The 21,754-nt window shown below is 68.1% G+C and carries 21 protein-coding genes and 2 tRNA genes; 9 read left to right on the top strand and 14 right to left on the bottom strand.

Annotated elements, in window-relative coordinates; all coding sequences use genetic code 11:
* Positions 1-374: 374 nt before the first annotated feature.
* Complete coding sequence (locus Air01nite_RS22365) at positions 375-1,223, bottom strand: hypothetical protein (protein WP_239090885.1); 849 nt, start codon at positions 1,221-1,223, stop codon at positions 375-377.
* Positions 1,224-1,343: 120 nt separating this feature from the next.
* On the opposite strand from Air01nite_RS22365, the gene Air01nite_RS22360 reads away from it, so the two are divergent.
* From Air01nite_RS22360 to Air01nite_RS22350, 3 genes are all read left to right on the top strand, one after another.
* Complete coding sequence (locus tag Air01nite_RS22360) at positions 1,344-2,021, top strand: GNAT family N-acetyltransferase (protein WP_203704836.1); 678 nt, start codon at positions 1,344-1,346, stop codon at positions 2,019-2,021.
* 1,012 nt (positions 2,022-3,033) lie between these two features.
* Positions 3,034-3,687 (top strand): DUF4304 domain-containing protein, encoded by a 654-nt coding sequence (locus tag Air01nite_RS22355; protein WP_203704834.1) that lies wholly within the window; start codon positions 3,034-3,036, stop codon positions 3,685-3,687.
* Between the two features lie 224 nt (positions 3,688-3,911).
* Positions 3,912-5,135 (top strand): acyltransferase family protein, encoded by a 1,224-nt coding sequence (locus Air01nite_RS22350; protein WP_203704832.1) that lies wholly within the window; start codon positions 3,912-3,914, stop codon positions 5,133-5,135.
* A gap of 307 nt (positions 5,136-5,442) precedes the next feature.
* On the opposite strand, the gene Air01nite_RS22345 is transcribed toward Air01nite_RS22350, so the two are convergent.
* The 3 genes from Air01nite_RS22345 to Air01nite_RS22335 are packed head-to-tail and all read right to left on the bottom strand — an operon-like array spanning position 5,443 to position 6,661.
* Positions 5,443-5,823 carry a VOC family protein gene (locus Air01nite_RS22345; protein WP_203704830.1) on the bottom strand — a complete coding sequence of 127 codons (381 nt, stop codon included), beginning with the start codon at positions 5,821-5,823 and terminating at the stop codon, positions 5,443-5,445.
* Entirely contained in the window at positions 5,823-6,347 is a 525-nt protein-coding gene (locus tag Air01nite_RS22340) for an SRPBCC domain-containing protein (protein WP_203704827.1), read from the bottom strand. The genes Air01nite_RS22345 and Air01nite_RS22340 overlap by 1 nt, the downstream gene beginning before the upstream one ends.
* Positions 6,344-6,661 (bottom strand): ArsR/SmtB family transcription factor, encoded by a 318-nt coding sequence (locus Air01nite_RS22335; protein WP_203704825.1) that lies wholly within the window; start codon positions 6,659-6,661, stop codon positions 6,344-6,346. Before Air01nite_RS22335 ends, Air01nite_RS22340 begins: the two co-directional genes overlap by 4 nt.
* 83 nt (positions 6,662-6,744) lie before the next feature.
* Here Air01nite_RS22335 and Air01nite_RS22330 point away from each other — a divergent pair, with 83 nt between their 5' ends.
* Positions 6,745-7,248, top strand: coding sequence for a DinB family protein (locus Air01nite_RS22330; RefSeq protein ID WP_203704823.1), 504 nt, complete (start codon positions 6,745-6,747; stop codon positions 7,246-7,248).
* Positions 7,249-7,419: 171 nt separating this feature from the next.
* On the opposite strand, the gene Air01nite_RS22325 is transcribed toward Air01nite_RS22330, so the two are convergent.
* From Air01nite_RS22325 to Air01nite_RS22310, 4 genes are all read right to left on the bottom strand, one after another.
* Positions 7,420-7,491: transfer RNA gene (locus Air01nite_RS22325), tRNA-Val, on the bottom strand.
* A 34-nt stretch (positions 7,492-7,525) separates the two neighbouring features.
* Positions 7,526-7,990, bottom strand: coding sequence for a peroxiredoxin (locus Air01nite_RS22320; protein WP_203704821.1), 465 nt, complete (start codon positions 7,988-7,990; stop codon positions 7,526-7,528).
* Between the two features lie 7 nt (positions 7,991-7,997).
* A complete protein-coding gene (locus Air01nite_RS22315; protein WP_203704820.1) occupies positions 7,998-8,432 on the bottom strand; it encodes a DUF3052 domain-containing protein in 435 nt (144 codons plus the stop codon).
* A 145-nt stretch (positions 8,433-8,577) separates the two neighbouring features.
* Positions 8,578-10,737: a thiamine pyrophosphate-dependent enzyme gene (locus tag Air01nite_RS22310; protein ID WP_203704919.1), complete on the bottom strand. Its 2,160-nt coding sequence runs from the start codon at positions 10,735-10,737 to the stop codon at positions 8,578-8,580.
* A gap of 175 nt (positions 10,738-10,912) precedes the next feature.
* Here Air01nite_RS22310 and Air01nite_RS22305 point away from each other — a divergent pair, with 175 nt between their 5' ends.
* On the top strand, positions 10,913-11,320 hold the full coding sequence (locus Air01nite_RS22305; protein WP_203704819.1) for a YjbQ family protein: 408 nt from the start codon (positions 10,913-10,915) through the stop codon (positions 11,318-11,320).
* A gap of 154 nt (positions 11,321-11,474) precedes the next feature.
* Complete coding sequence (aceE, locus tag Air01nite_RS22300; RefSeq protein WP_203704917.1) at positions 11,475-14,228, top strand: pyruvate dehydrogenase (acetyl-transferring), homodimeric type; 2,754 nt, start codon at positions 11,475-11,477, stop codon at positions 14,226-14,228.
* A gap of 11 nt (positions 14,229-14,239) precedes the next feature.
* Here aceE and Air01nite_RS22295 read toward each other — a convergent pair whose 3' ends face one another.
* Positions 14,240-14,803: a GNAT family N-acetyltransferase gene (locus Air01nite_RS22295; RefSeq protein ID WP_203704818.1), complete on the bottom strand. Its 564-nt coding sequence runs from the start codon at positions 14,801-14,803 to the stop codon at positions 14,240-14,242.
* A gap of 57 nt (positions 14,804-14,860) precedes the next feature.
* The gene (locus Air01nite_RS22290; protein WP_203704817.1) at positions 14,861-16,399 is read right to left on the bottom strand and encodes a gamma-glutamylcyclotransferase family protein; all 1,539 of its coding nucleotides are present in this window, start codon (positions 16,397-16,399) and stop codon (positions 14,861-14,863) included.
* 144 nt (positions 16,400-16,543) lie between these two features.
* Here Air01nite_RS22290 and Air01nite_RS22285 point away from each other — a divergent pair, with 144 nt between their 5' ends.
* Positions 16,544-16,864: a hypothetical protein gene (locus Air01nite_RS22285; protein ID WP_203704816.1), complete on the top strand. Its 321-nt coding sequence runs from the start codon at positions 16,544-16,546 to the stop codon at positions 16,862-16,864.
* Here Air01nite_RS22285 and Air01nite_RS22280 read toward each other — a convergent pair.
* Complete coding sequence (locus Air01nite_RS22280; RefSeq protein ID WP_203704815.1) at positions 16,861-17,238, bottom strand: hypothetical protein; 378 nt, start codon at positions 17,236-17,238, stop codon at positions 16,861-16,863. The genes Air01nite_RS22285 and Air01nite_RS22280 overlap by 4 nt on opposite strands.
* A 32-nt stretch (positions 17,239-17,270) precedes the next feature.
* Positions 17,271-17,834 carry a hypothetical protein gene (locus Air01nite_RS22275; protein WP_203704813.1) on the bottom strand — a complete coding sequence of 188 codons (564 nt, stop codon included), beginning with the start codon at positions 17,832-17,834 and terminating at the stop codon, positions 17,271-17,273.
* Between the two features lie 92 nt (positions 17,835-17,926).
* Between Air01nite_RS22275 and Air01nite_RS22270 the strand changes: the two genes are divergently transcribed.
* Positions 17,927-17,998 (top strand) — tRNA-Val (locus Air01nite_RS22270).
* A 426-nt stretch (positions 17,999-18,424) separates the two neighbouring features.
* Here Air01nite_RS22270 and Air01nite_RS22265 read toward each other — a convergent pair.
* Together Air01nite_RS22265 and Air01nite_RS22260 are read right to left on the bottom strand one after the other, a co-directional pair.
* Positions 18,425-19,183 (bottom strand): helix-turn-helix domain-containing protein, encoded by a 759-nt coding sequence (locus tag Air01nite_RS22265; protein ID WP_203704811.1) that lies wholly within the window; start codon positions 19,181-19,183, stop codon positions 18,425-18,427.
* Positions 19,184-19,680: 497 nt separating this feature from the next.
* Positions 19,681-20,106, bottom strand: coding sequence for a ribosomal maturation YjgA family protein (locus Air01nite_RS22260; RefSeq protein ID WP_203704809.1), 426 nt, complete (start codon positions 20,104-20,106; stop codon positions 19,681-19,683).
* Between the two features lie 387 nt (positions 20,107-20,493).
* Here Air01nite_RS22260 and Air01nite_RS22255 point away from each other — a divergent pair, with 387 nt between their 5' ends.
* Entirely contained in the window at positions 20,494-21,570 is a 1,077-nt protein-coding gene (locus Air01nite_RS22255) for a hypothetical protein (RefSeq protein ID WP_203704806.1), read from the top strand.
* Positions 21,571-21,754 lie beyond the last annotated feature (184 nt).

Raw genomic sequence — 21,754 nt, 5'->3', positions numbered from 1 at the left:
GGACCTGCGCACGGGGGCGGCCTGAGGGAATCATGGCAGGCGGCTTCGGCGGAGTACCAGACTGTCAAGCGCCGCATCCGCCTCTGTCGACATGAGTGCGTCGTGCGCGCGCTCGGCACCGATCCTGAACGCCGATGGGCACCGACGCTCTCGGTAGGCACGCTACGTCGCCCTGAGACGCCGACGTGCGGGCATCACAGTGGCTCAGGCCATCGCTTCCGGAAATTGGGCGGCGATCCATGCTGAGGACCCGAACTCGACGCTCGCGACCGGCTTGCGCGCTCACCCTTCGCGTCGCGGCGCCTCTTCTGCCGCGCACGCGGCAAGCGCGCGCGTCGCGTCGTACGTGAAGACGCGATGCCACCGGCGGGCCGTCAACCGGTGGTGTGGGGTGACGCGAGCAGGCTGTCGATCGCGGTGTGGAACTCGTCGAAGGTGCGGATCTGCCTGACCCGCTCGATGTAGCGGCGAAATGATCGGCTGAAGTGATCAGCGAGCCGATCGACGTCGTCGGTCGCTTCGGGCGTCTTGACGGTGAAGTAGCTGGCTGGGCCAGCGCCGAGATCACGAACGACGGCCAGATCAACGAAGATGTCACCGGCCTGCAGAATGTCGGCCAGGCGAGGGCGGTGGTTCTGGTTGAGCGCAGCGGCCAGAGAATCAGCCCGGTCCGGGCCTCGCAGCGCAAAGAGCGTCAGCTCTGACGTGGCATCGCCCGAGATTGCCAAGTCGAGATCAGTGAGGTGCTGAAAGCCGGCCAGCTCGAAAAGCCCGGCGAACCCGGCGTGGTCTCGTTCCCACGGATCTGGCGGCGGCCGCAGCGGCACGCAGGCGCGGGCGGGAACGAACCCGACATCGGCGGTGAGCCAGTCGGGCTGCTCGAGATCGACCTCGTACTCCCATCGGACCAGCCGCACCGTTTCACGATCGACACCCAACAGCCCGGCGGCCTCGTCCCGGTAGTACGCGGGAGTCGCGAACCGGGTCATGCCTGCAGTCAGCGCCCACGCCAGCGCCCGCCACACCGCCAGCGCCTCACCGTCAGAGTTGTTGATCCCATGACGCCACCACGGGTTCAGGGCCCGGTCCTCCGAATAGTCCTGTTCCCACAGCCCCGACCACGCTGGACCAGGCAGACCCGCCTCATCCGCACGCACCACATAGCAATGCAGCCCATCCCGGCGCCGATACTCGAACCTCAGAAACCCTTCTGGGTCTGCCACGTCGCCATCATGCCGGAAGCCATACACCGACACTTGCGCGTCTAGCTCTGCCGCCGACGGCGCTCACGCGGGCGGGAAATGAAGCCGACTGATCACCGCTTGGCGGCCATGATAGCCACCATGTCGCTCGTCGAAATCTGGCCGCTGCTAGGGATCAAGGTGCGTACTCCGGCCGTCGAGTTGTTCGTCTCCGACCCGGACACCCTTGAAGCGCTGGCCCGGCTGGCCGCCGCCGGCGGCGTCTACGACCCGCAGAACCAGTATCTGCCGCGCACCCCGGTCGGCGGATGGGAGGACGTGGCCTCGCCGGAGGCCGAACGCAGGTTTCTGCGCTACTTCTGGGCCGGGCTGGCGGATTGGCGACCCGAGCGGTGGAACCTGATGCTCGCCGTCAAGGTCGGCGGCGACATCGTCGGGGTGCAGGAGATCGGGGCTCAGCATTTCGCGGTGACCCGCACTGTTTCGACCGGGTCGTGGATCGGTCGGCGATACCAGGGCGCGGGATACGGCAAGGGCGCCCGTGAGGCGGTCCTGCATCTGGCGTTCGACGGTCTTCGTGCCGAGCGCGCGGACACCGCAGCCTGGGTCACCAACTACGCTTCCCTCGGCGTCTCCCGGGCGATGGGCTACCGGGGCAACGGCACGACCACGAGGGCGGCCGAGGACAGACGGGTGGAGCAGGTCAATCTCACGCTGAGCCGGTCCGACTGGCGCGGTTCGACTGGCGACTACGTCATCGCCGGCCTTACGTCAGACGCCTCGGAAATGCTGGGCATACCACCGACGGGTGCACCGTAGGACGCGCGGCACCACACATTCATCGTGGGCAGACAGGACTACTCGCCTCTGCATCGCGGGTGCGGTCATCCGGAGCCCAGGCACCTTGGGCGAGGACTGGCCCAGCCTAAACGGCAGCCGCGGATGGATCGCCGTACGCGATCGCGGCGGTCGTCGTTGCCGGGGAGGCCTCGCGGCCATCGCTTTGTCGATTCGTCGTGCGCAGGTTCGAGCCCACCTCGACGGGCCGAGACGCGCCCCTACGCGTATCGAGACGCCCGCTTTGAGCTGGGAGGATGCGACGGACGAGCAGGTCTAGCTCGATGGCGGGATGCAGCCCACAACTGCGCACCGGGACAGGCGGGCTCGGCTTGGTGTCAGAATGTCAGGCGCCACATCCGCTTCTTTCGATGTGCTGATGTTCCGTGTCTTCGAGTCCGACTCGGAGCCGGACTGCGAGCTGCGAGAGTTTCGAGCGGCCATCGACGTTCCCGACGGTCCGCGGGGATGACACCTGGCGTTGTTCGTCGTCGGGGCTGGGCCGGAGCCCGCGGCCAGGCGGATCGACCTTCTCCCGGGCGTGAGCGGAGACGCGACGTTCCGATACTGCTGCGAAGGCTGGGGGCTCATTCAGCTCTACTACGGCGGATCCTTCGGGGCGCAGGAGTTGCGATGGAGCCATACCAACCACAACACGGAGAGGCGCGCCTCGGCATGGGCAGCGACCTTGCCACGACTGGGTGATCCCGCCGCGTGGAACTGGGCGGCGGTGACAACCGCCTCCGGCAAGCTCAATCGGGTCATTCGCCGGATGGCCGTGAGCAAGATCGGTTCGCACCCCGTGCTGCCGTACCCCGCGCAGTTCGTCACGCTCCGGCGAACGCCTCCGCCCGCCCACATCAGCTCACGCCAACTCACAGCAAACGTCGGCGTGGTTGTCGGCCGACTCCGTTTGTCGGCTGTGTTCTGGGGGCGACGCGTCTGCTGCCAGCCGTGGACCGCGCGCGATGACGGGTCGTGAGACGGTGTGGCCGTGACTGCGCAGGAGTTCTTGAAACGAGCGCTGCAGGACGTCGTAGGCCCAGACGCCCGCGCCCACGGGTTCAAGGGCACCAGGCCGACGTGGCGGAAGTCGAACAGGTCCGGGGACTGGGCAGTCGTAAACGTTCAATCCTCGCCCTACAGCACTTCACAAAGCCTCAGCTGCGTTATCAATCTCGCTGTTGCCCCCGAACCCTGGCTTCGTTGGCAGCATGAGGAGCGCGGCAACGACATGCCGAAAGCGGTGCCCGAGTACCTCGGGCTCTATCGCGAGAGGCTGCACCCTGCCGGTACGCCTGACGGGGTGGACGGCTGGTGGGAGGTCACCGACGAGGAATCCGCCGTCGCGGTCGCTGCGGACATGGTTGTCCAGCTGGAGGCAGCTGGATGGCCCGTTCTTGACCGGCTGCTGACCGCCGGCGGCATGCTCGATCAGGTCCGATGTGGCGACCTTGGGTACATGAAGCAAGCGAACTTCGACGTCTTCTTCGCGCGCGCCGAGGCCTTGCTGCTCATGGACCAAGGGCCGAGTGACCTGTTGGAGAAGAACCTCCGGCATGCGCGCGAACACTGCATCGCGACGCAGCACGAGAACGCCAAGAAATTCGACGAATGGGTACGAGCCCAGGCGCGGGGTGCGGCCTAAAGGCTCGGCGGCGGCGCGGGTAGCGTCGGACACTGCCGCGATCGGTGGGCGCGACCTGACGAGTTGCGCCTTAGCCCTCTGCACGGCTGCTTGGCATATGGCCTGATGTCCCAAGGCCTTCGCCAGTCGTCTCGTGGAGATCTTGCCGACGTCGCGCTCGCCCTGTTAGCTTGCCCGGCGTGCGCCGCGCCGGGTCGGGCCGTGGCCCCCGACGAGGAGATCATTTGAAGCCGCCGTCCGAAGCCGCCGCGCCGCGCCTGTACGTCCTCGACGGGTTGCGCCTGGTCGCCGCCATCCTCGTCGTGGCCTTCCACTTCACCGTCTTCTCCAAGCCGTGGGGCAACCCGCCCAGCCAGACCCTGCCGACCCTGAGCATCTACACCCAGTTCGGCTGGCTGGGTGTCTTCCTCTTCTTTCTCATCAGCGGCTTTGTGATCTGTATGAGCGCCGAGGGGCGCGGCCTGGGCCAGTTCGCGGCAGCCCGGATCACTCGACTCTTTCCCGCGTACTGGTTCGCGGTGATCGTCACCGCCGTGGTGGTGACGCTCTGGCCGGTGGTCACGAAGGCACCGCGCCCGGGTGACGTGCTGACCAACCTCACCATGTTCCATGATCTGATGCGCGTGGAGTCCGTCGACTACGTCTACTGGACCCTGGCGCACGAGCTCCGCTTCTATCTCCTGTTCGGCCTGTTCGTGCTGGTCCGGGGATACACCCCGCGGCGGGTCCTGCTGTTCGCCGCCGGCTGGCTGATCGCCAGCCTGTTCGCCTACAACTCCATCCCGTGGCTCACCGGCCTGCTGGTGCCCCTCAGCGCGCCCTGCTTCGTGGCAGGCATGGCCCTGTACCTGATCTACCGGCACGGCTCCAACATCTACGTCTGGGGTCTGCTCGGCGCCTCCTGGCTCGTCTCGCTCCAGATGATCGGCACCATCACCCCGCACCCCCCGTCCCGGACGGTGCTTTCCTCGACCCAGGTCGCGATGATCGAGGCGGCCCTGGTCACGTTCTTCTTCCTGCTCCTCGCCGCGGTGGCCACCCGCCGCCTCGCGGTCGGCTGGCGGTGGCTGGCCACCGCCGGCGCGTTGACCTACCCGCTCTACCTGATGCACGAGTACATCGGGTGGGTGATGATCTACCACCTGCACCAGATACTTCCGGACTGGATGACCGGGCTCGTCGTCGTGTTGTTCTTCTTCGTGGTCTCGTGGCTGGTGCACCGGTTCATCGAGAAGCCGGTCTCCGGCTGGATGCGGCGCAGGTTCGCCGCCGCCCGGGACCTGGCCTTCCTGCGCCAGCCGCCGTCCGGCCCGCCGACCCGGTCCCGCCCGGACACGGCGGCACCGACCAGCGCTGGCCCCGTGGCCGCCCCCGACGAGCCGCGGACGTCGCCGACAGATGCACCGAGCCTCGTTCTGGCCCAGGTCACCCGGAGCTCCACCAACTGAGCCGCTCACCGCTGGCCGACGCCGCGCGGATCAGTGGCCGCGCGGCCCGGCCGGCTGCCGGCACACCACACCGCCGGTCAACGCCCCGGTCGTTCTGCGGCCTGCCCTCCGCGATCCGCGCCAGCCGCCAGTGCAGGTCGTAGTTCGTCGTGACGATCCGTACCGGCGAGCGTCCATCGCAATCTGTTCCGTGAGCCCCACGAACGTCGGCGGCCCGCTGGCGCGTTGATCGAAGCGCCGGCGCCAACGAACAGCACCACGTTGCCGGCCCGGAACTCGCCGAGCGCGCCAAGAGCTCGCCGCTGAGTCAGTCGCCGACTCTCGGGGCGCCCCACATGGACAGGCAGAACGGATGCCCGGCCGGGTCGGCGTACACGAAGCAATGGTCCGCGTTGGGCTGATGCTCGAATCGGGTAGCGCCGGCGGCCAGCACACGCGCTCCGGTCGCCACCAGGTCGTCGACGAAGAACTCGAGGTGCATCTGCATCCCCACCTCGTCATCCGGCCAGGTGGGTGGCCGGTAGTCGTCGATCTGCTGGAACCCGATGTCACCGTTCGGCCCTTCGACGAGCGCCCAGTGCTCGTCACCCTTCGCGACCCCGCCGGTGATCTCGGCGTAGAACCGCGCGAGCGCGATCGCGTTGGGCGCATTGACTGTCGTCAGGCTGAGCCTGATCAGGTCCGACATCAACCGATTTCCATCTGCTGGTATGTCGGCGTGAGCTCTTCCCAGCGTTCCTTCCAGCCGGGCGCTCCGGCATCGGAGCTCCAGCCCTCCGGATGGACCGGGCCGTCGACCTCCAGCGACCGACCGAGATCCTCGAGGTGGACCCGCCAACCAGAGGCGTGGAACGGGAGATGCCTCATCGGCAGGCCGCGCTCCTCGACCACCAGCCGGGTCTTCGAGCCCTCCTCGGTCAGCCACGCCTCGATCTGCCCCTCGTCGTCCGTGCCCGGCTCCGTCGTCAGCAGCAGGTGGTGGGGCGCATCGCACACCTCGATGCGCGCCGGACCGGTCCAGCTGCTCGTGAAGACGGTCTGGATCGTGCCGCCGACCCGCATGTCGCCGTCGACCCGGGCGATCCAGCTGGCCAGCCGCTCGGGCGTCGTGCACGCCTGCCAGAGGTCGCCGATGTCCGTGTCGTAAAGGTCCTCGACCCTGACTGCTCCGCGGGTCTCGTCGAGCGTTCGCATCGTCGCGATCGTGGTCATCGTCGTGCCTTCTTTCCTCGTGCGATCTCAGCATGAAGAGCGTCGAGCCGGTTCTCCCAGAGCCGGCGGTACTCTCCCAGCCACTCGTCGACCTCGACGAGCGGCTCCGGGCGGAGTGTGTAGATCCGGCGCTGCGCGTCCTGGCGTACCTCGACCAGCCCGGCCTCCCGCAGCACGCGGAGATGCCGGGACACGCCCGGGCGAGCGATCGGGAGAGCCTCGGCCAACTCTCCTGCACTCGCCTGGTGGTCGCGGAGAATCTCGAGAACCGTGCGCCGGCTCTCGTCTGCCAGCGCGTGCAACACGACGTCCATGATGCGAATGTAACCTTGCGGGTACGTACCCGCAAGGTTACATTCAAATCCGTGAAGAAGCGTCGTGTCCGGGAGGTTCAGAGATGACGGTGGCAGTCGACGCCGAGATCACCGCGTTGATGCAGTGCCTCCAGAGGCAGCGAGACCACGTGCTGGGTGCCGTGGAAGGCCTGAGCGATGAGGCGCTACGGCGCCCCGTGCTGCCCTCTGGGTGGAGCTGCGTGGGGATGGTGCAGCACCTCACGCTGTCGGTGGAGCGGTTGTACTTCCGTGCCGCTGTGGCTGGGGATCCGGTGGTCATCGACCAGGTGGGCAGCCAAGGCAGCGCATGGCAGGTGGATCCCGGGCTGCCGGCCGCCGACGTCCTTGACCGCTATCGCCATGAGGCTTCGTTGGCAGATGCCGTCATCGCCGCCTCATCGCCAGATGCCGACCTGGCCTGGTGGCCCTTTCCCGAGGGTGAGTGGCGCCTGCACAATGTTGGGGATGTCCTGCTCCATGTGATCACTGAGACCGCCTGCCACGCCGGACACCTCGACGCGGTTCGCGAACTCATCGACGGGCAACAGTGGCTGGTGAACACCTGACCAGTAGCCCTGGCTCCGTGCGGACATCAGCTCGGGCCACAGTGCCTCCCGCATACCGCGGACCGCGCCCACCCATCGTGGGGTCTCCGGGGGTCGCCCCCGGAATCGGAATGCCGAATGGCTTCCTAGTTCGTGGCCGCGGAGCGGACACGAACTAGGAAGCCATTCGGGTGGGCGCGGCAGGTTTCGAACCTGCGACCCCTCGCTTGTAAGGCGAGTGCTCTTCCGCTGAGCTACGCGCCCCGGACCGGCCGAAGCTTACCCGACCATCGGGTGGTCAGCCGTCGTCCAGGGTGGCTACCGCGGACAGCCACGCGGTCGTGTCCCGCGACTCGCCCGGCCCGAGGCATTCCGACCACCTGATCACACCGGCCCGGTCGATCAGGAAGGTGCCTCGGTCCGCGAAACCGGCGCTCGCGTTGAAGACGCCGTAGGACGACGCGACGCCGCCGTGTGGCCAGAAGTCCGCCAGCATGCGCATCGACCAGGACTCGCGGTCGAGCCAGATCTTGTGCGCGTACGCCGAGTCCACGCTGACCGTCAGCACCTCGACGCCCGCCGACGCGAAAGCCGGCAGCGCCTTCTCCAGCGCTGCCATCTCGCCGCCGCAGGTGCCCGTGAAGGCCAGCGGGTAGAAGACCAACAGGACCGGACGGGACCCGAGGTACGACGACAGTCGTACCTCCTGGTTGTTCTGGTCCTTGAGTGTGAAGTCCGGTGCCGGCGTGCCGACTTCGAGCATCGCGCCCCTACTTCTTGCGGGACCCGCGCGGCACGACCAGGCGTGCGGCGCTCCAGTCCTTGCCGGCGTTGACCGTCGACGTCTGCTGCAAGCCCGCTGTCGGTGCCAGCTCCGTGATCTCGCTCGGCTCGACGTGCCCGGGGCGCCCGGCCTTGGGCGTCAGCAGCCAGACGACGCCGTTGCCGGCCAGCGGGCTGAGCGTCTCGACGAGCATCTCGAAGAGGTCTCCGTCGCCGTCGCGGTACCAGAGCAGCACCGCGTCGACCACCTCGTCGGTGTCCTCGTCGACCAGCTCACCTGCGCGGTCGGTCAGGGCGTCGCGGAGATCCTGGTCGACGTCGTCGTCGTACCCCATCTCCATGACGACCATCCCCGGCTCGATGCCGAACCGGTCCGCCAGGCTGCGTACGCCGTCGGCGGCCTGACCTGCGGTCGCGCTCACTGTTGCGTGCCTCCCTCGCTCGTTGTAGTTCCCGCAAAGTCCACACAGTCGGCGGCTCGCGCGCAAGTGGCGCACCGACCGATCCGTGCTCGATTTTCCGGCGCGCCGGATCTTCGACACGGACTTTTCGGGTCCCCCGGGAAACTTACCGTGCCAGGAGGGCTCGGGCACCCTGAGTGATGGCATCCTCTGCGACCAGGACTTCTCTGGCTGCTGGGCCGAGCGGGACGAACGAGTCGACGGACGCGATCCGGCTAACAGATCCGACATATCCGGCGTCGACCAGGGCCGCCAGCACTCCCTCGCCGACCCCGCCGGATCGACGTGTCTCGTCCACGACAAGAACGCGGCCCGTAGCGGAGGACTCACGGATCACGTCCGCGACCGGCAGCGGGGCGAGCCAGCGCAGGTCGACCACCCGCGCGCCGATGCCCTCCTCGACGAGCCGGGCGGCGACCCGCAGCGACATCCGTACCCCGTTGCCGAACGTGATGATCGTCAAGTCCTCGGCCGAGCCGACGTGGTAGACGCGCGCCCGTCCGATCGGCACGTGCGCGTCCGCCCACGACGCCGGGCCGAGATACGGCGCCAGCCACTCGTTGTCGCCGTCCTCGTAGAGGTCGCGCGTGTGGTAGAGCGCGATCGGCTCCAGGAACACGCAGACGCTGCCGTCGACGGCCGCCGAGGCCAGGCAGGTGCGCAGCAGCGGCGCGGCGTCGTCGGCGCGGGCCGGCACCGCCACCACCAGGCCCGGGATGTCCCGCAGGACGGCAACCGAGTTGTCGTTGTGGAAGTGCCCGCCGAAACCTTCCTGGTACGCGAGCCCGGCGATCCGCACCACCATCGGGTTGCGGTAGGCCCCGCCCGAGAAGAACTGCATGGTCGCCGCCTCGCCGCGCAACTGGTCCTCGGCGTTGTGCAGGTAGGCGAGGTATTGGATCTCCGGCACCGGCAGCATCCCGGCCAGCCCCGCGCCGAGGCCCAGGCCCAGGATCGAGGTCTCGTCGAGCAGCGTGTCGAAGACCCGGGTCGCGCCGAACCGCTCGCGCAGGCCCTTGGTCACCCCGTACACGCCGCCCTTGAGCGCCACGTCCTCGCCGAAGACCGCCATCGTCGGGTTGGTCAGCAGGCCGTCGGCGAGCGTCGCGTTGATCGTCTGCGCCAGCGTGAGCGGGCCGGCCTCCTCGGGGAGGCGCCCACCGAACGCCGCGGCGCGGTCCGCGGTCGCCGATCCGGACAGATCGGCCACGGTACGCGCGACGCGCGCCGGCCGCCGGGGCGCCAGCGTGGCGACGATCTCCGCCGCCCCGGCCAGCTTCGGCTCGCCCAGCACCTCCTCGGCGACCTTGCGCACCTGCCAGCCGACCTCGTCGTAGCGGGCGAGCACCTCCTCCGGCGTCGACAACCCTGACGAGACGAGGAGCCGCGCGGTCGCGACGACCGGGTCGCGGGTCAGGTCCCGGTCCAGGTCGGCGGCCGGTCGGTAGCCGACCTCGGCGTCGGCGCCCGCATGACCCATGAACCGCACCGTCCGCAGGTGCAGCACGGCCGGCCGGCGGGTCCGCCGCACGTGCTCGGCGGCCGCCACCGCGGTGGCATAGGCACCGGCCGGGTCATCTCCTTCGGCGCCGAAATACTTCAGCCCGGGCCGGCCCCGCAAGGTGGCCTCGACCCAGCCCTGGGGTGACTTCACACTGATCCCGATGCCGTTGTCCTCGCAGACCAGCAGCAGCGGCAGGCGCAGGCCGGTGTGGTCGATCCAGCCGGCGGTGTTGAACGCCGCGGCGGCGGTCGCGTGGTTGACCGACGCGTCGCCGAACGAGCACACGACCAGCGCGTCCGCCGGCCACGGCGTACCCGAGGCGCCGTTGCCGTGGCCGTTGACCTTGCGGAGGCGCTCGATCGCGAAGGCGGTGCCCACCGCGCGGGGCAGGTGCGAGGCGATCGTCGAGGTCGTCGGCACCACGTGGTGCGCGGCGTTGCCGAACACCTTGTGCCGGCCACCGGCGACCGGCTCCAGCGCCGAGGCCACGACCCCGCGCAGCACGTCGCGGGCGGCGTCGGCGACCGGTTCGGTCCCGCCGCCCTGCGCCACCCGGGCGGCGTAGAACGCGCCGGACCGGTAGTGCAGGAACGCGGGGTCGGTGTGCCGGAGCGCGGCGGCGACGGCCGCGTTGCTCTCGTGGCCGGCGGACCCGATCGTGTAGAAGCCTTCGCCGAAGCTGCGCAACCAGCGCGCGGCCAGGTCGAGATGGCGGCTGGTCAGCTGGGCGTCGAACACGGCCAGCACCAGCTCGCGCGGCATCCCGTCGGGGAGGCCGGCGGTGCCGGGGGTCAGCTCGCCGACCGCCGCCCGGAACCGTTCGTCGAGATCTTGCGGCGTGGTCACGTCGAAAGCATTACCGACGGGCACCACTCACGGCCAGTCACCTGCCCCACTCGCCCCATGCGAACCGTTGATGATCACTAGACTTATCCGGATGCGGAGTGAGGTGATCACGGTCCAGACGGGCCGCCGCCCGGCGGTACGCGACGTCACGGCGGAGGCGCAGCAGTTCGTCTCCGGCGAGGGCGACGGGCTGCTGCACGTTTTCGTCCCGCACGCCACCGCCGGCATCGCGATCATCGAGAGCGGTTCCGGCACCGACGACCCCGACCTGCTGACCGCGATCGACGGCTTCCTGCCGGCCGACGACCGCTGGCGGCATCGGCACGGATCCCCCGGTCACGGGCGTGATCACGTGCTGCCGGCGTTCGTCGCCCCGTACGCCTCGATCCCGGTGTTGCGCGGCCGGCTCGCCCTGGGCACCTGGCAGTCCATCTGCCTGGTCGACACCAACGGTGACAACGCTGTCCGACAGGTCCGGTTTTCGTTCCTTCCGGGATGAGTTACCGGTGGGTATCTGTGTCGAGAGTCGCGTCTGGCAGTACGCGACGTGACGCCGAGGCGAGAAACGGGGCAGGATGGCGTTGGAGACGAATCCCACACCCGGGACACTTGGCTCCGAAATGTCAGTCGTCCCCACAATCTGAGGAATGCCTGTGGCTACGGAACGCAAGCGCCCGGTGATCAGTGACGGCCTGCCGAGCCAGCTTCCGGACGTCGACCCTGAGGAAACCGCCGAATGGGTCGAGTCGCTCGACGGAGTCATCGACGCGGGCGGCGCCAAGCGCGCCCGATACGTCATGTTGCGGTTGCTGGAGCGGGCGCGCGAGCGCAACGTCGGCGTGCCCCCGCTGACCACCACCGACTACATCAACACGATTCCGCCGGAGCGCGAGCCCTGGTTCCCCGGTGACGAGTTCGTCGAGCGGCGGATCCGCGCCTACATCCGGTGGAATGCCGCGATGCTGGTGCACCGCGCCCAGCGCCCCGAGATCGGGGTCGGCGGCCACATCTCGACCTACGCGAGCGCCGCGGCGCTCTACGAGGTCGGCTTCAACCACTTCTTCCGGGGCAAGAGCCACCCGGGCGGTGGCGACCACATCTTCTACCAGGGGCACGCGTCGCCGGGAATGTACGCACGCGCGTACATGGAGGGTCGCCTGTCCGAGGAGCGGCTCGACGGGTTCCGCCAGGAGCTGTCGCACGCCGGGTTGGGTGGCGGCCTGCCGTCGTACCCGCACCCGCGGTTGATGCCCGACTTCTGGGAGTTCCCGACGGTCTCCATGGGCCTCGGCGGTCTCAACGCGATCTACCAGGCGCGGTTCAACCGCTACCTGCAGCACCGCGGCATCAAGGACACGTCCGACCAGCACGTATGGGCGTTCCTCGGCGACGGTGAGATGGACGAGCCGGAGTCGCTCGGCGCGATCGGCGTCGCGGCCCGCGAGGAGCTCGACAACCTGACCTTCGTGATCAACTGCAACCTGCAGCGCCTCGACGGCCCGGTCCGCGGCAACGGCAAGGTCATCCAGGAGCTGGAGGCGTTCTTCCGGGGTGCCGGCTGGAACGTCATCAAGGTCGTCTGGGGCCGCGAGTGGGACCCGCTGCTCGCCGCCGACGCCGACGGTGCGCTGGTCAACCTGATGAACTCGACGCCCGACGGCGACTACCAGACCTACAAGGCAGAGTCCGGCGCGTACGTCCGCGAGCACTTCTTCGGCCGCGACCCCCGTACCCGCAAGATGGTCGAGTCGATGTCCGACGACGAGATCTGGAACCTCAAGCGCGGCGGACACGACTACCGCAAGATCTACGCGGCGTACAAGGCGGCGACCGAGCACACGGGTCAGCCGACGGTGATCCTGGCCAAGACGATCAAGGGCTGGACGCTCGGGTCGTCGTTCGAGGGCCGCAACGCCACGCACCAGATGAAGAAGCTGACGCTGGACGATCTGAAGACGTTCCGGGATCGGCTCTACCTGGACATTACGGACAAGCAGCTCGAAGAGAACCCGTATCTGCCGCCGTACATCCGGCCGGAGACGAAGTCCTCCGAGATGGAATACCTGCACGAGCGGCGGCGCGCGCTCGGCGGCTACCTGCCCGCGCGGAACACCAAGGTGATCCCGCTGCAGATCCCGGGCAGCGAACGGTTCGCCGACGTCAAGCGCGGGTCGGGCAAGCAGAAGGTCGCGACCACGATGGCCTTCGTACGCCTGCTCAAGGACATCATGAAGGACCGCGAGTTCGGCAAGCGCTGGGTGCCGATCATCCCGGACGAGGCGCGGACCTTCGGCATGGACTCGCTGTTCCCGACGCAGAAGATCTACTCGCCGCACGGGCAGAACTACACCCCGGTCGACCGGGAGCTGTTCCTGTCCTACAAGGAGTCGACGGCCGGCCAAATCCTGCACGAGGGCATCAACGAGGCGGGCTCGGTGGCGTCGTTCACCGCGGCCGGCTCGGCCTATGCCACCCACGGCGAGCCGATGATCCCGCTGTACATCTTCTATTCGATGTTCGGCTTCCAGCGCACGGGCGACGGCTTCTGGGCCGCGGCCGACCAGATGTCGCGCGGCTTCGTGCTGGGCGCGACCGCCGGCCGCACCACGTTGAACGGCGAGGGCCTCCAGCACGAGGACGGCCACTCCCACCTGATCGCGGCGACCAACCCGGCCGTCGTGGCGTGGGACCCGGCGTTCGCGTTCGAGATCGCGCACATCGTCGAGCGCGGCCTGCACCGGATGTACGGCGAGGAGGCGGAGAACGTCTTCTACTACCTCACCGTCTACAACGAGCCGATCCTGCAGCCCGCGGAGCCGGTCGACCTCGACGTCGAGGGCGTCCTGCGCGGCATCTACCGCTACTCGCCCGCCCCCGCTGTCGAGGGTGGCTCCGGCATCAAGGCCAACATCCTGGCGTCGGGTACGGGCATGCAGTGGGCGCTCAAGGCCCAGCAGCTGCTGGCGCAGGACTGGGGCGTCTCGGCCGATGTCTGGTCGGTGACGTCGTGGACGGAGCTGCGCCGGGACGCGGTGCAGGCGGAGGAATACAACCTGCTGCACCCGGGATCGGAGCCGCGCGTTCCCTACATCCGCCGCAAGCTGGCGGGTGCCGAGGGCCCGGTGGTCGCGGTCAGCGACTTCATGCGGGCGGTGCCGGACCTGATCGCGCGCTGGGTGCCGGGCGACTACACGTCGCTGGGCACCGACGGGTTCGGCCTGTCGGACACCCGGCACGCGCTGCGCCGGCACTTCCACGTGGACGCGGAGTCGGTCGCGGTGGCGACGCTGCGGCAGCTCGCGGTCCGCGGCGAGATCGCCCCGGCGATCCCGGTGGAAGCGGCCCGCAAGTACGCGATCGACGACGTCAACGCGGCGCCGGTCGGCGAAACGGGCGGCGACTCGTAGGTCGGGTTATTTCATGGAAAGGGCGCCCCACACGGGGCGCCCTTACAGTTTGTGACCGGGGCCCGCCGGCCGAGCCACTGTTCGGCGTCCCAGGCGTGGAACCGCTCGACCTCGGTGAACCCGAGCTTCGCCGCGAGGCGCATCGAGGCGACGTTGGCGGTCTGGGTGGCGAGCACCACGGGCTCGCCGGGAAGGACACCGTCGACCCAGCCGAGCGCCGCCGCGCACGCCTCGGCGGCGTACCCGAACCCCCAGGCCCGCGGCAGGAACAGATAGCCGAGATCGACCTTCCCGACGGCGGCCGGGCGGTGGTCGGTCGCTCTCCGGAGCAGAACCTGACCGATCATCGCCCCGTCGAGATCGACGACGAAACTCCCGGGCCGCTGCCCAGGCACCTCGGGCATGTCACGCTCGAGCTCGTCACGCGCCCGGGGACCGCCGAGATAGGTGTGCACCTCCGGCGAGGCCAGCAACTCGACGAACGCCGCCCGATCCCTTGCCTCGGACGCACGAAGCACAAGCCGCTCGGTCCGAATCGGCTCAGGCGGCCAGCCGACGGCTCCGAGATCACTCATGCGGGCCAGCCAACCAGCGGACCCGACAACGATCAAGACCGTCCGACCGATCAAGGATTATCGCGGCGCGTCGGCGTACGGGTCAGCCGGCTGGTCTCGCTTTCGTCTGTCGAGGTCGACGACCCGCACGTCAGGCGGAAGCGGTTCGCGCTGGAAGGTCTCCAGCAGGTTGTCATGCTGCGCGAAAGCGTCGCTGAGTCGATCGAGGTAGGGCCGCCAGATGACCGCCGATCGCCGCACGATCCCGCGGTTGGCTTGACGGACCGCGGATTCCTTGCCGACGTAGGCCCAGACCACGTCGGGCTTGAGCTCGTCGGCCACGCCGGACAGATCCACACTCGACGTCACGTCAACCCGGTCGTAGTTGCCTTCGCGGTCGTCGAGATAAGCCAACGCGTCGGACTGGACGAGAAGAACCACACCCCGAACGCTGGATGCTTTCTCGCGCACGAGGTTGAGGAACAGGATCTGCCCGTCGATGCGGTTGTCGGAGTCGGGTTCGAAGTAGGCGACAGATCGGCTCCGATCCGTGTTGTCCGTGCAGACCGTCCAGGATCGTCTCCAGTCGCTTAGCTCCGCGATGAAGAAGTTCTTGTCGCGCTCGACGGCACCACACAACTGCCGGATCGTGTTGGGATGGGCGAGCGAGCCATATCCGAAGACCGCGTATCGGGCCGGCTCCCCGAAGTGCTCCCACCCGCGCCAATTAGCGGCGATCACGTCTTTCCTCGATTCAACTGCGGGGTGGACCGGCGCGAAACGTCCGAGTTGGACGTCGTGTTCGGTGCTGTACCACTTCTCGTCGATGATATCGGTCGTGAACCCTACCGTCTTTCCGGTCAACCGAACCAGTAATCCCGGCGAACTCACTCCGCGCAGGCCGCGACCCTGGATCTCCACCAACCTGCCCGCGTCCATCTCGGCGTCGACCGGGATCCACAAGGTCAGTGGCATACCCGTCCAGACGCGGGGAAAGGTCCTGCCGTACGTCGGCTGGTCAGGTGGACCGAGGACCCGCAGCCGTTCGGTGCGGTGCACGACGCTGCCGTCGACCCGCGACACGGTTCTGTAGTTGAGAAAGGCCTCGGCAAGAAGGTTCGAAATCACCAACTGTCGCGGGATCTTGTACCAGCGCACCGCGATAATCATCTGCCGGTCGTTCTTGATCAGGCGGTGCGTCTCGTCGTCGACCTCGGAACCGCGGATCAGGCTGATGGTCGCGCGCCATTTGAAGATCCGGACGGTGAATATCCTGACGAGGACGATGCCCAGGACGAGGGCCGGCAGCAGCACGCTGAGAATCGCACAAATGAAGGCGATGACGGCGTGATAGAAGTTGGCCGGCTCGGCCGGGAAGTCCATCACCCCCATGATTGCCGCGCCGACGGTGAAGAACAGCCGGATGGCGGTCGCGGCCTCGAAGTCCATTGAGGAGCTCGTCCAGATCAGCGCGACCGACGCGCAGGTGGCGGACAATACGACCACCGCGAGCAGTCCACAGACCGCGATCCACGCCGGCGCGCGTGCGATCAGCCACCGCAGCGAGCTGCGATGTGCCGGGTGCCGGCCCGGCGACCAACGATCTCGCAGCGCCATCCATCAATATTGTCCGGCTCGATCGCGAGAGCGCATCGTCCGAGCGGCGACTTCTCATATCAACGGCGCGAGTGCGCCGGCGCCCCTTGTGGGGCGCCCTTCCCGACGACCGCTACCGTGCTGGGCTGAAGCGGGAGGGTTTGGATGGACTGGACTGACGATCTGTCGATTGCGCTGCCGTCGGGTCGGACGGTTGCTGAGCTGGTCGACGTGACGCTGTCGTTGATGCTCAGGAAGGCCGCCGAGGAGGAGGTCGAGGCGGTGCTCGGTGCCGAGTTCGGGCTTTCGGCCGACGACGCCGAGCTTGCCCACGACCGGACGGGTGGCGGGCTGGTGCGGGCGTCGTCCGGCATCGCCGAGAACTGCCCGCCCGCCGACAAGGACCCTGTGGCCTGGGAGAGCTTCCAGCGTGGCCTGCGGGACCCGTCGCTGATCGCCCGCGTCTATCCGGAGTTCGCGCGCTAGCGATCCGCGGGCAGCGCGAACACGTCGCCGGTGCGTAGGCAGTCGTAGCCGGCGCGCAGGGGTTCCGGCTCGTCGAACGTCACCTGCGAGCGCCAACCGCCCAGCCGCAGGCCGGCGTCGCCGTGCTCCGCCAGGCGGGCGTCGGCGGCGTCGCCGATCAGGCCGGCGTGTTCCAGGAGCACGTAGATCGCGTCGGCGGCGGCGGTCACCTGTTCCTCGGCCTCGGCCTCCGTCGCCTCCGGGTGGAGGTCGCGATAGTGCCGGCGCGCGGTCGCCAGGAACCGCGCGGCGTCGGTGACGACGAAGTCGCGGCGGTAGCGCACAGCGATGGTCATGCCGTCGACGAGCGGGTCGTCTCCCAGGATGTCGTCCACGAGCGAACCGTAGCGACCAACCCCGTTCTGCGTCAGTCCAGTTCGAACATGGCGTCTCCTGGCTGGGTGGCCGATCGCCCACGGTGGTTGGTGCAACGGACGCCGCCCGTCGGGGCCGTGCAGCGGCTGCCGTCGCGTTTGGTGGCTCCGCACTGGACCTTCGGATCGTGGAGGTGGCACAAGCCGGACGAGCGCGGGCCGACCGGGCACAGGCGACCTTGCCTCGTCCTGGCGCGGCAGGACCGCTTCGCCGAGTAACGCCGGAGGCCGTCGACCACCCGGCTCGTCGTCACGACGGTGACGAGGCCGATGGGTGCTGGGACCAATTCGCGGGAATCCCGCCAGCGCACCCGCAACACGACCGCGCCGGCCGCGGATGGCTCGTCGTCCCCGATCGCGATGGCGATCGGCGGGGCATCGGTCCGCGAACAGACGAGGTCGGCGGTCACCGGCCAACCGTGCGCGCCGGCCCAGGCCACGACATGCCGACGGATCTCCGCCACCACCTGGTGCGGCAACAGGTCCTTGAAGGTCATCCGCCGCAGCCAACTCGACAGCGAGTCCGCGGCGCGCGCGGTGCGCACGAACAGGTCCATCCGCGGGACGCTAGGGACGGGCCGCAGCAGGCAAAGCCCATGCAAACGAAGCCGGGCCTATTGACGGGAACCGTTACCGTAAGGCAACGCACGGGCGCGTAGCTCAGCGGTAGAGCACTCGCCTTACAAGCGAGAAGCCGCAGGTTCGAACCCTGCCGCGCCCACCCGAAACGCGTACCCAAACGCGGTCTGTGAAGGCGGCAAAGCCCTGATCAGACCGCGTTTTCGGTTGGTTCGCACAGGCCCGTTTCGGCGTGGTAGGGCCGCGCCACAGGCACGGTTGTCGAGCCGCGGATCGACGCTGATCAGAACGCACACCGACATCAACGCCGGGCTGCTGTGGCTCCGGCGCTGATCCCGACTCCGCGAGTCCTCTGACGCAACCCGCCCGTGCCCGTGCTCGCCGGTCTCCCTGCCCTGGCCACCCCGGCAAGCCATCACCGCGTCCTCGGCGACGTGCGCCGTGCGGCGGCCCGCAGAGAACGACTCGTTGCGCCACCCAACTCGGTGCCTGTCGGATCTTGGGCTTACTCCCTGCGTGTCGCTACATCTGCTCGTGCCGAATTGAGGGCATCGGATCCCGGCGAGTTTCAGGCGCTGCGGATGGTCCGGGCCGCGGCCATGACTTCGGCCAGCTGGTCGCTGCTGAGACCCCGTGCCTGCCAGGCCAGCGTCGCGATCTCCACGCTCGCCGGGTGTGTTTTCGCATCGTCGACGACCGGGCCGACTCCGGTCAGCGCGACCATGTCTCCGGGCCGGTAGCCGAGCAGGTGAGCGAACGCCGTCACGTACTGCGGGGTGATCACGACCCGGCCCGAGCCCAATCCCGCAACGGTGGACTCGGAGACGTACGGGCCGCCGCCGACCGCATAGAGAATCCGCGCGCAGTACGGACGGATGTTGCGGTTGCGGAGGAGGCGCAGTAGCAGCGCTCCAGGGGTGTCCGGGTAGTCGTCGCCCGGCGCGGACCCGGTACGCGGCTGCACTGGCAGCGACGTGATGAGCGCCTCCAACCGGCTGCGCTGATCGGCGTTCATCCTGATGGCTTGATGAACGAGTGAGCCCACGTCCCAAGGCGACGTCGGCCACGCCGAGGCGAGGTCGTCGGGCATCGGCATCCCAGCGATGACGAACAGGTCGGCGGTGTGGATATCGAGCGCTGGTGCCAGTTTCCGGACGAGGCTTGGGCTCGGCACCGCGCCGTGCTCAACCACGGCAGCAAGCGTCGCGGTGGACACACCAGCGTCCCTAGCCAGGACGGCTTGCATGTGCTCGATCGACGTCGCGACGGTCGGACGACGGTGCGACAGCAGGCGCCGCAGCCGAACACCAAATGGCGAAGTCTCCACGACGTGCGACCGTACCGCCCAACGGTCCGAACCTGAGCGTGCAGCCGGCTGTCAATCGAGCACCGTGGCGCGCTCAACGTCGCTGGACGAATCGAACAAGGTGCACGTCGGCCACGGCGCGCTCTCTGGCTTCCCGCTCCAAGTCAGATGAATCAGCCTATCGGTCACCGATCCTGACCAGCACGTCGTCGCGTGCCTTGGATCGTGCCACGACAGTGAAGGCCAGGCCGTACAACGGATGGCCGGTCGATACCTTTCGCGGAGCAGTTCGTGTGTGACCGTTCGGGCCTGCTGCTGCTCGGCGTCGCAGGGAGCCTGCAGATCCCACCAGAGTTACCCAACGACCAAATCGTCAGGCACGCCGGCATACTGTCATGCCGCCACCCGAGCGGATGTATACGCCCGCGTTGACGAGACGGTCGCCGTAGAGCGTGGTGCTCGCGGCGGAGGTGAACTCTGCGCTCCCACCCGAAGATTGCGGAATTAAAGGCAGTCCATCAGGACGAGGTTGGGTTGCTCGCCGGTGTCCGGCACCGTAGGGCGTGGTGCAGCGCGATGAGCGGTGCGATGCCGACCGGGTACCAGAGAACGTCGATCAGGTCGAACTGAATGCCCAGCACCAACCGGGACAAGAGGCTGCGGTCCGATAGCTCAGCCGGCACGCCGGTCAGCTGAAACAATTCCATCGCCCAACACCATGTCAATGCGATCACACCGGTTGGTAGCGGTCGCAGTCGTGGCCATACGGCGAGAAGACCGACGTAGCACATCGATCCGTAGAGGGCGGTTCCGGAATACTGCTCCAGCACTCCCGTGCTGTCCAGCGCACCGACGCGGATGGCGCGGATAGCCAGCGCGACGGCCAGGAAGCCGGCCATGGCGGCCAGCATCAGCAGCCGAAACCGCCGGAACCTGGATGGCATGGGGCGATCGTACGCCCCAATGATCACCCACTTGATCGACGTTTTGTGACCCCGCCTCGCGTGGGCCGGCTGTCGATCGCGCTGCATCCGCTCATGCCGCGATCCGCGCGGCCTCTCGATCTGCCGATTATCCATCGTGAGTGACCCGACGTGCGTCACCCTAGCGGCCGCCTTGCAGCGTTCCCGACTCCTATCCGGTCTGGCCCCTGCACATTTGGCGCACCTGGTACTGCACCGAATCTGTACACCGACGCCGTCACCGTCGGCGCATACTCGAGGTCGATTCTCCCGCCCACCCGGCGAAACGGCCGCCGGCGTGAGCCAGCTGACCGTCGTGTCGGTCATAGGCGGCACTGGCACGGCGTCCGACGAGTGAAGGGCAAAGCTATGGGTAAGTGCGCCTTCTGTGGCTTCACCGGCAAACTCACCCAGGAGCACGTTCTTGGCGACTGGCTCTCGACCATTGGGCTCGACCTGCGGCCCGCCCCACACGTGACCGGGCCACTCAACCGCATCGGGCGAGACCTTGGCGTCCGGCCCCCGTTTCGGCAGACCGTCGGCATCTGCGGGCCGTGCAACAACGGCTGGATGAGCCGCCTCGAAATCGTCGCCAAGCGCACACTGACACCGTTCATCCTCGGCAACGCCGGCCACATCAGTGCCGAGGACGCCGGCCCGGCGGCGGCGTGGCTACAGAAGACCGCGCTCACCGCGATGCTGGTGTCCTCGGAGAAGGAACGCGACGCTGGCTACGGCCTTCCGCCGTCCGAGTACCACCGTCTGTGGAATCTGCGCGACCAGAAGGTGCCCCTGCCTACCAGCCAGTGTTGGATCGGCAGGTATGCCGGGCGGCGCCGGCTCGCTGCCACCTGGGTAACGCCGATCACGGTCTCCGTTGACGGTCTGCCCAAGCCCGACGCGCCCCAGGGCTACGCCACCACCATTGTGCTCGGCCAGCTCTTGCTGCACGGCGTTCGATTTACCGCCGAAGCCCTAGCCTGCAAGGCCACGACCCGCCAACAACTCCCGCAACTCTGGCCGGCGGCGACCCCGGTCGTCTGGCCGCACGGCACCCCGGTCGATGACACCGCGTTTCTCGCATTCGCCGGTGCCAGCGACCTGCGCTCCACAGAGCCGTTCATCAGGCTCGGCCCGTGGAAACCGGCCACGGAGCTCCCGGCCAGCGAGGCCGTCGGGGACTTGGTCGAGTTACCCACGATCTGCGGCAAACACGTCGTGTTCTACCCCATGACGCTGGTCCACGAGGCGATGCGCGGACGGTTCTACGCGTTCGGCAGGGTCTGCGAGTGCCCCACCGCGTACCTCATCCATACCGAACCCGACGGCGCCCACTGCAAGGCCGCCGGCACCGTCGAGGCCATGAGCGAGCTGTACGAAGCGCTCCCAGGCCAGGAGATCATGATCCGCGGCGAACCCGGCGGGTTAATTTGCAAGCGGCTGTAGTGGCGCCAGCACCTTGATCCGGTCGGTACAGCAGCGTTTCGCTTGATCGCGACCACACGCCCACCGAGACTCCAGCGCGACAGCAATACGGTGACGAGCTGACCAACTCCATAACGTCTCCTGCCGGGCGCGGCATCCTCATTTGCCGCGATCTGCACTCGCCTCGACCACGTTGTAATCCCGG

The organism is Asanoa iriomotensis (genome assembly GCF_016862515.1).
Taxonomy (GTDB): Bacteria; Actinomycetota; Actinomycetes; order Mycobacteriales; family Micromonosporaceae; genus Asanoa; species Asanoa iriomotensis.
This window is presented reverse-complemented; position numbering and strand designations above follow the sequence as displayed.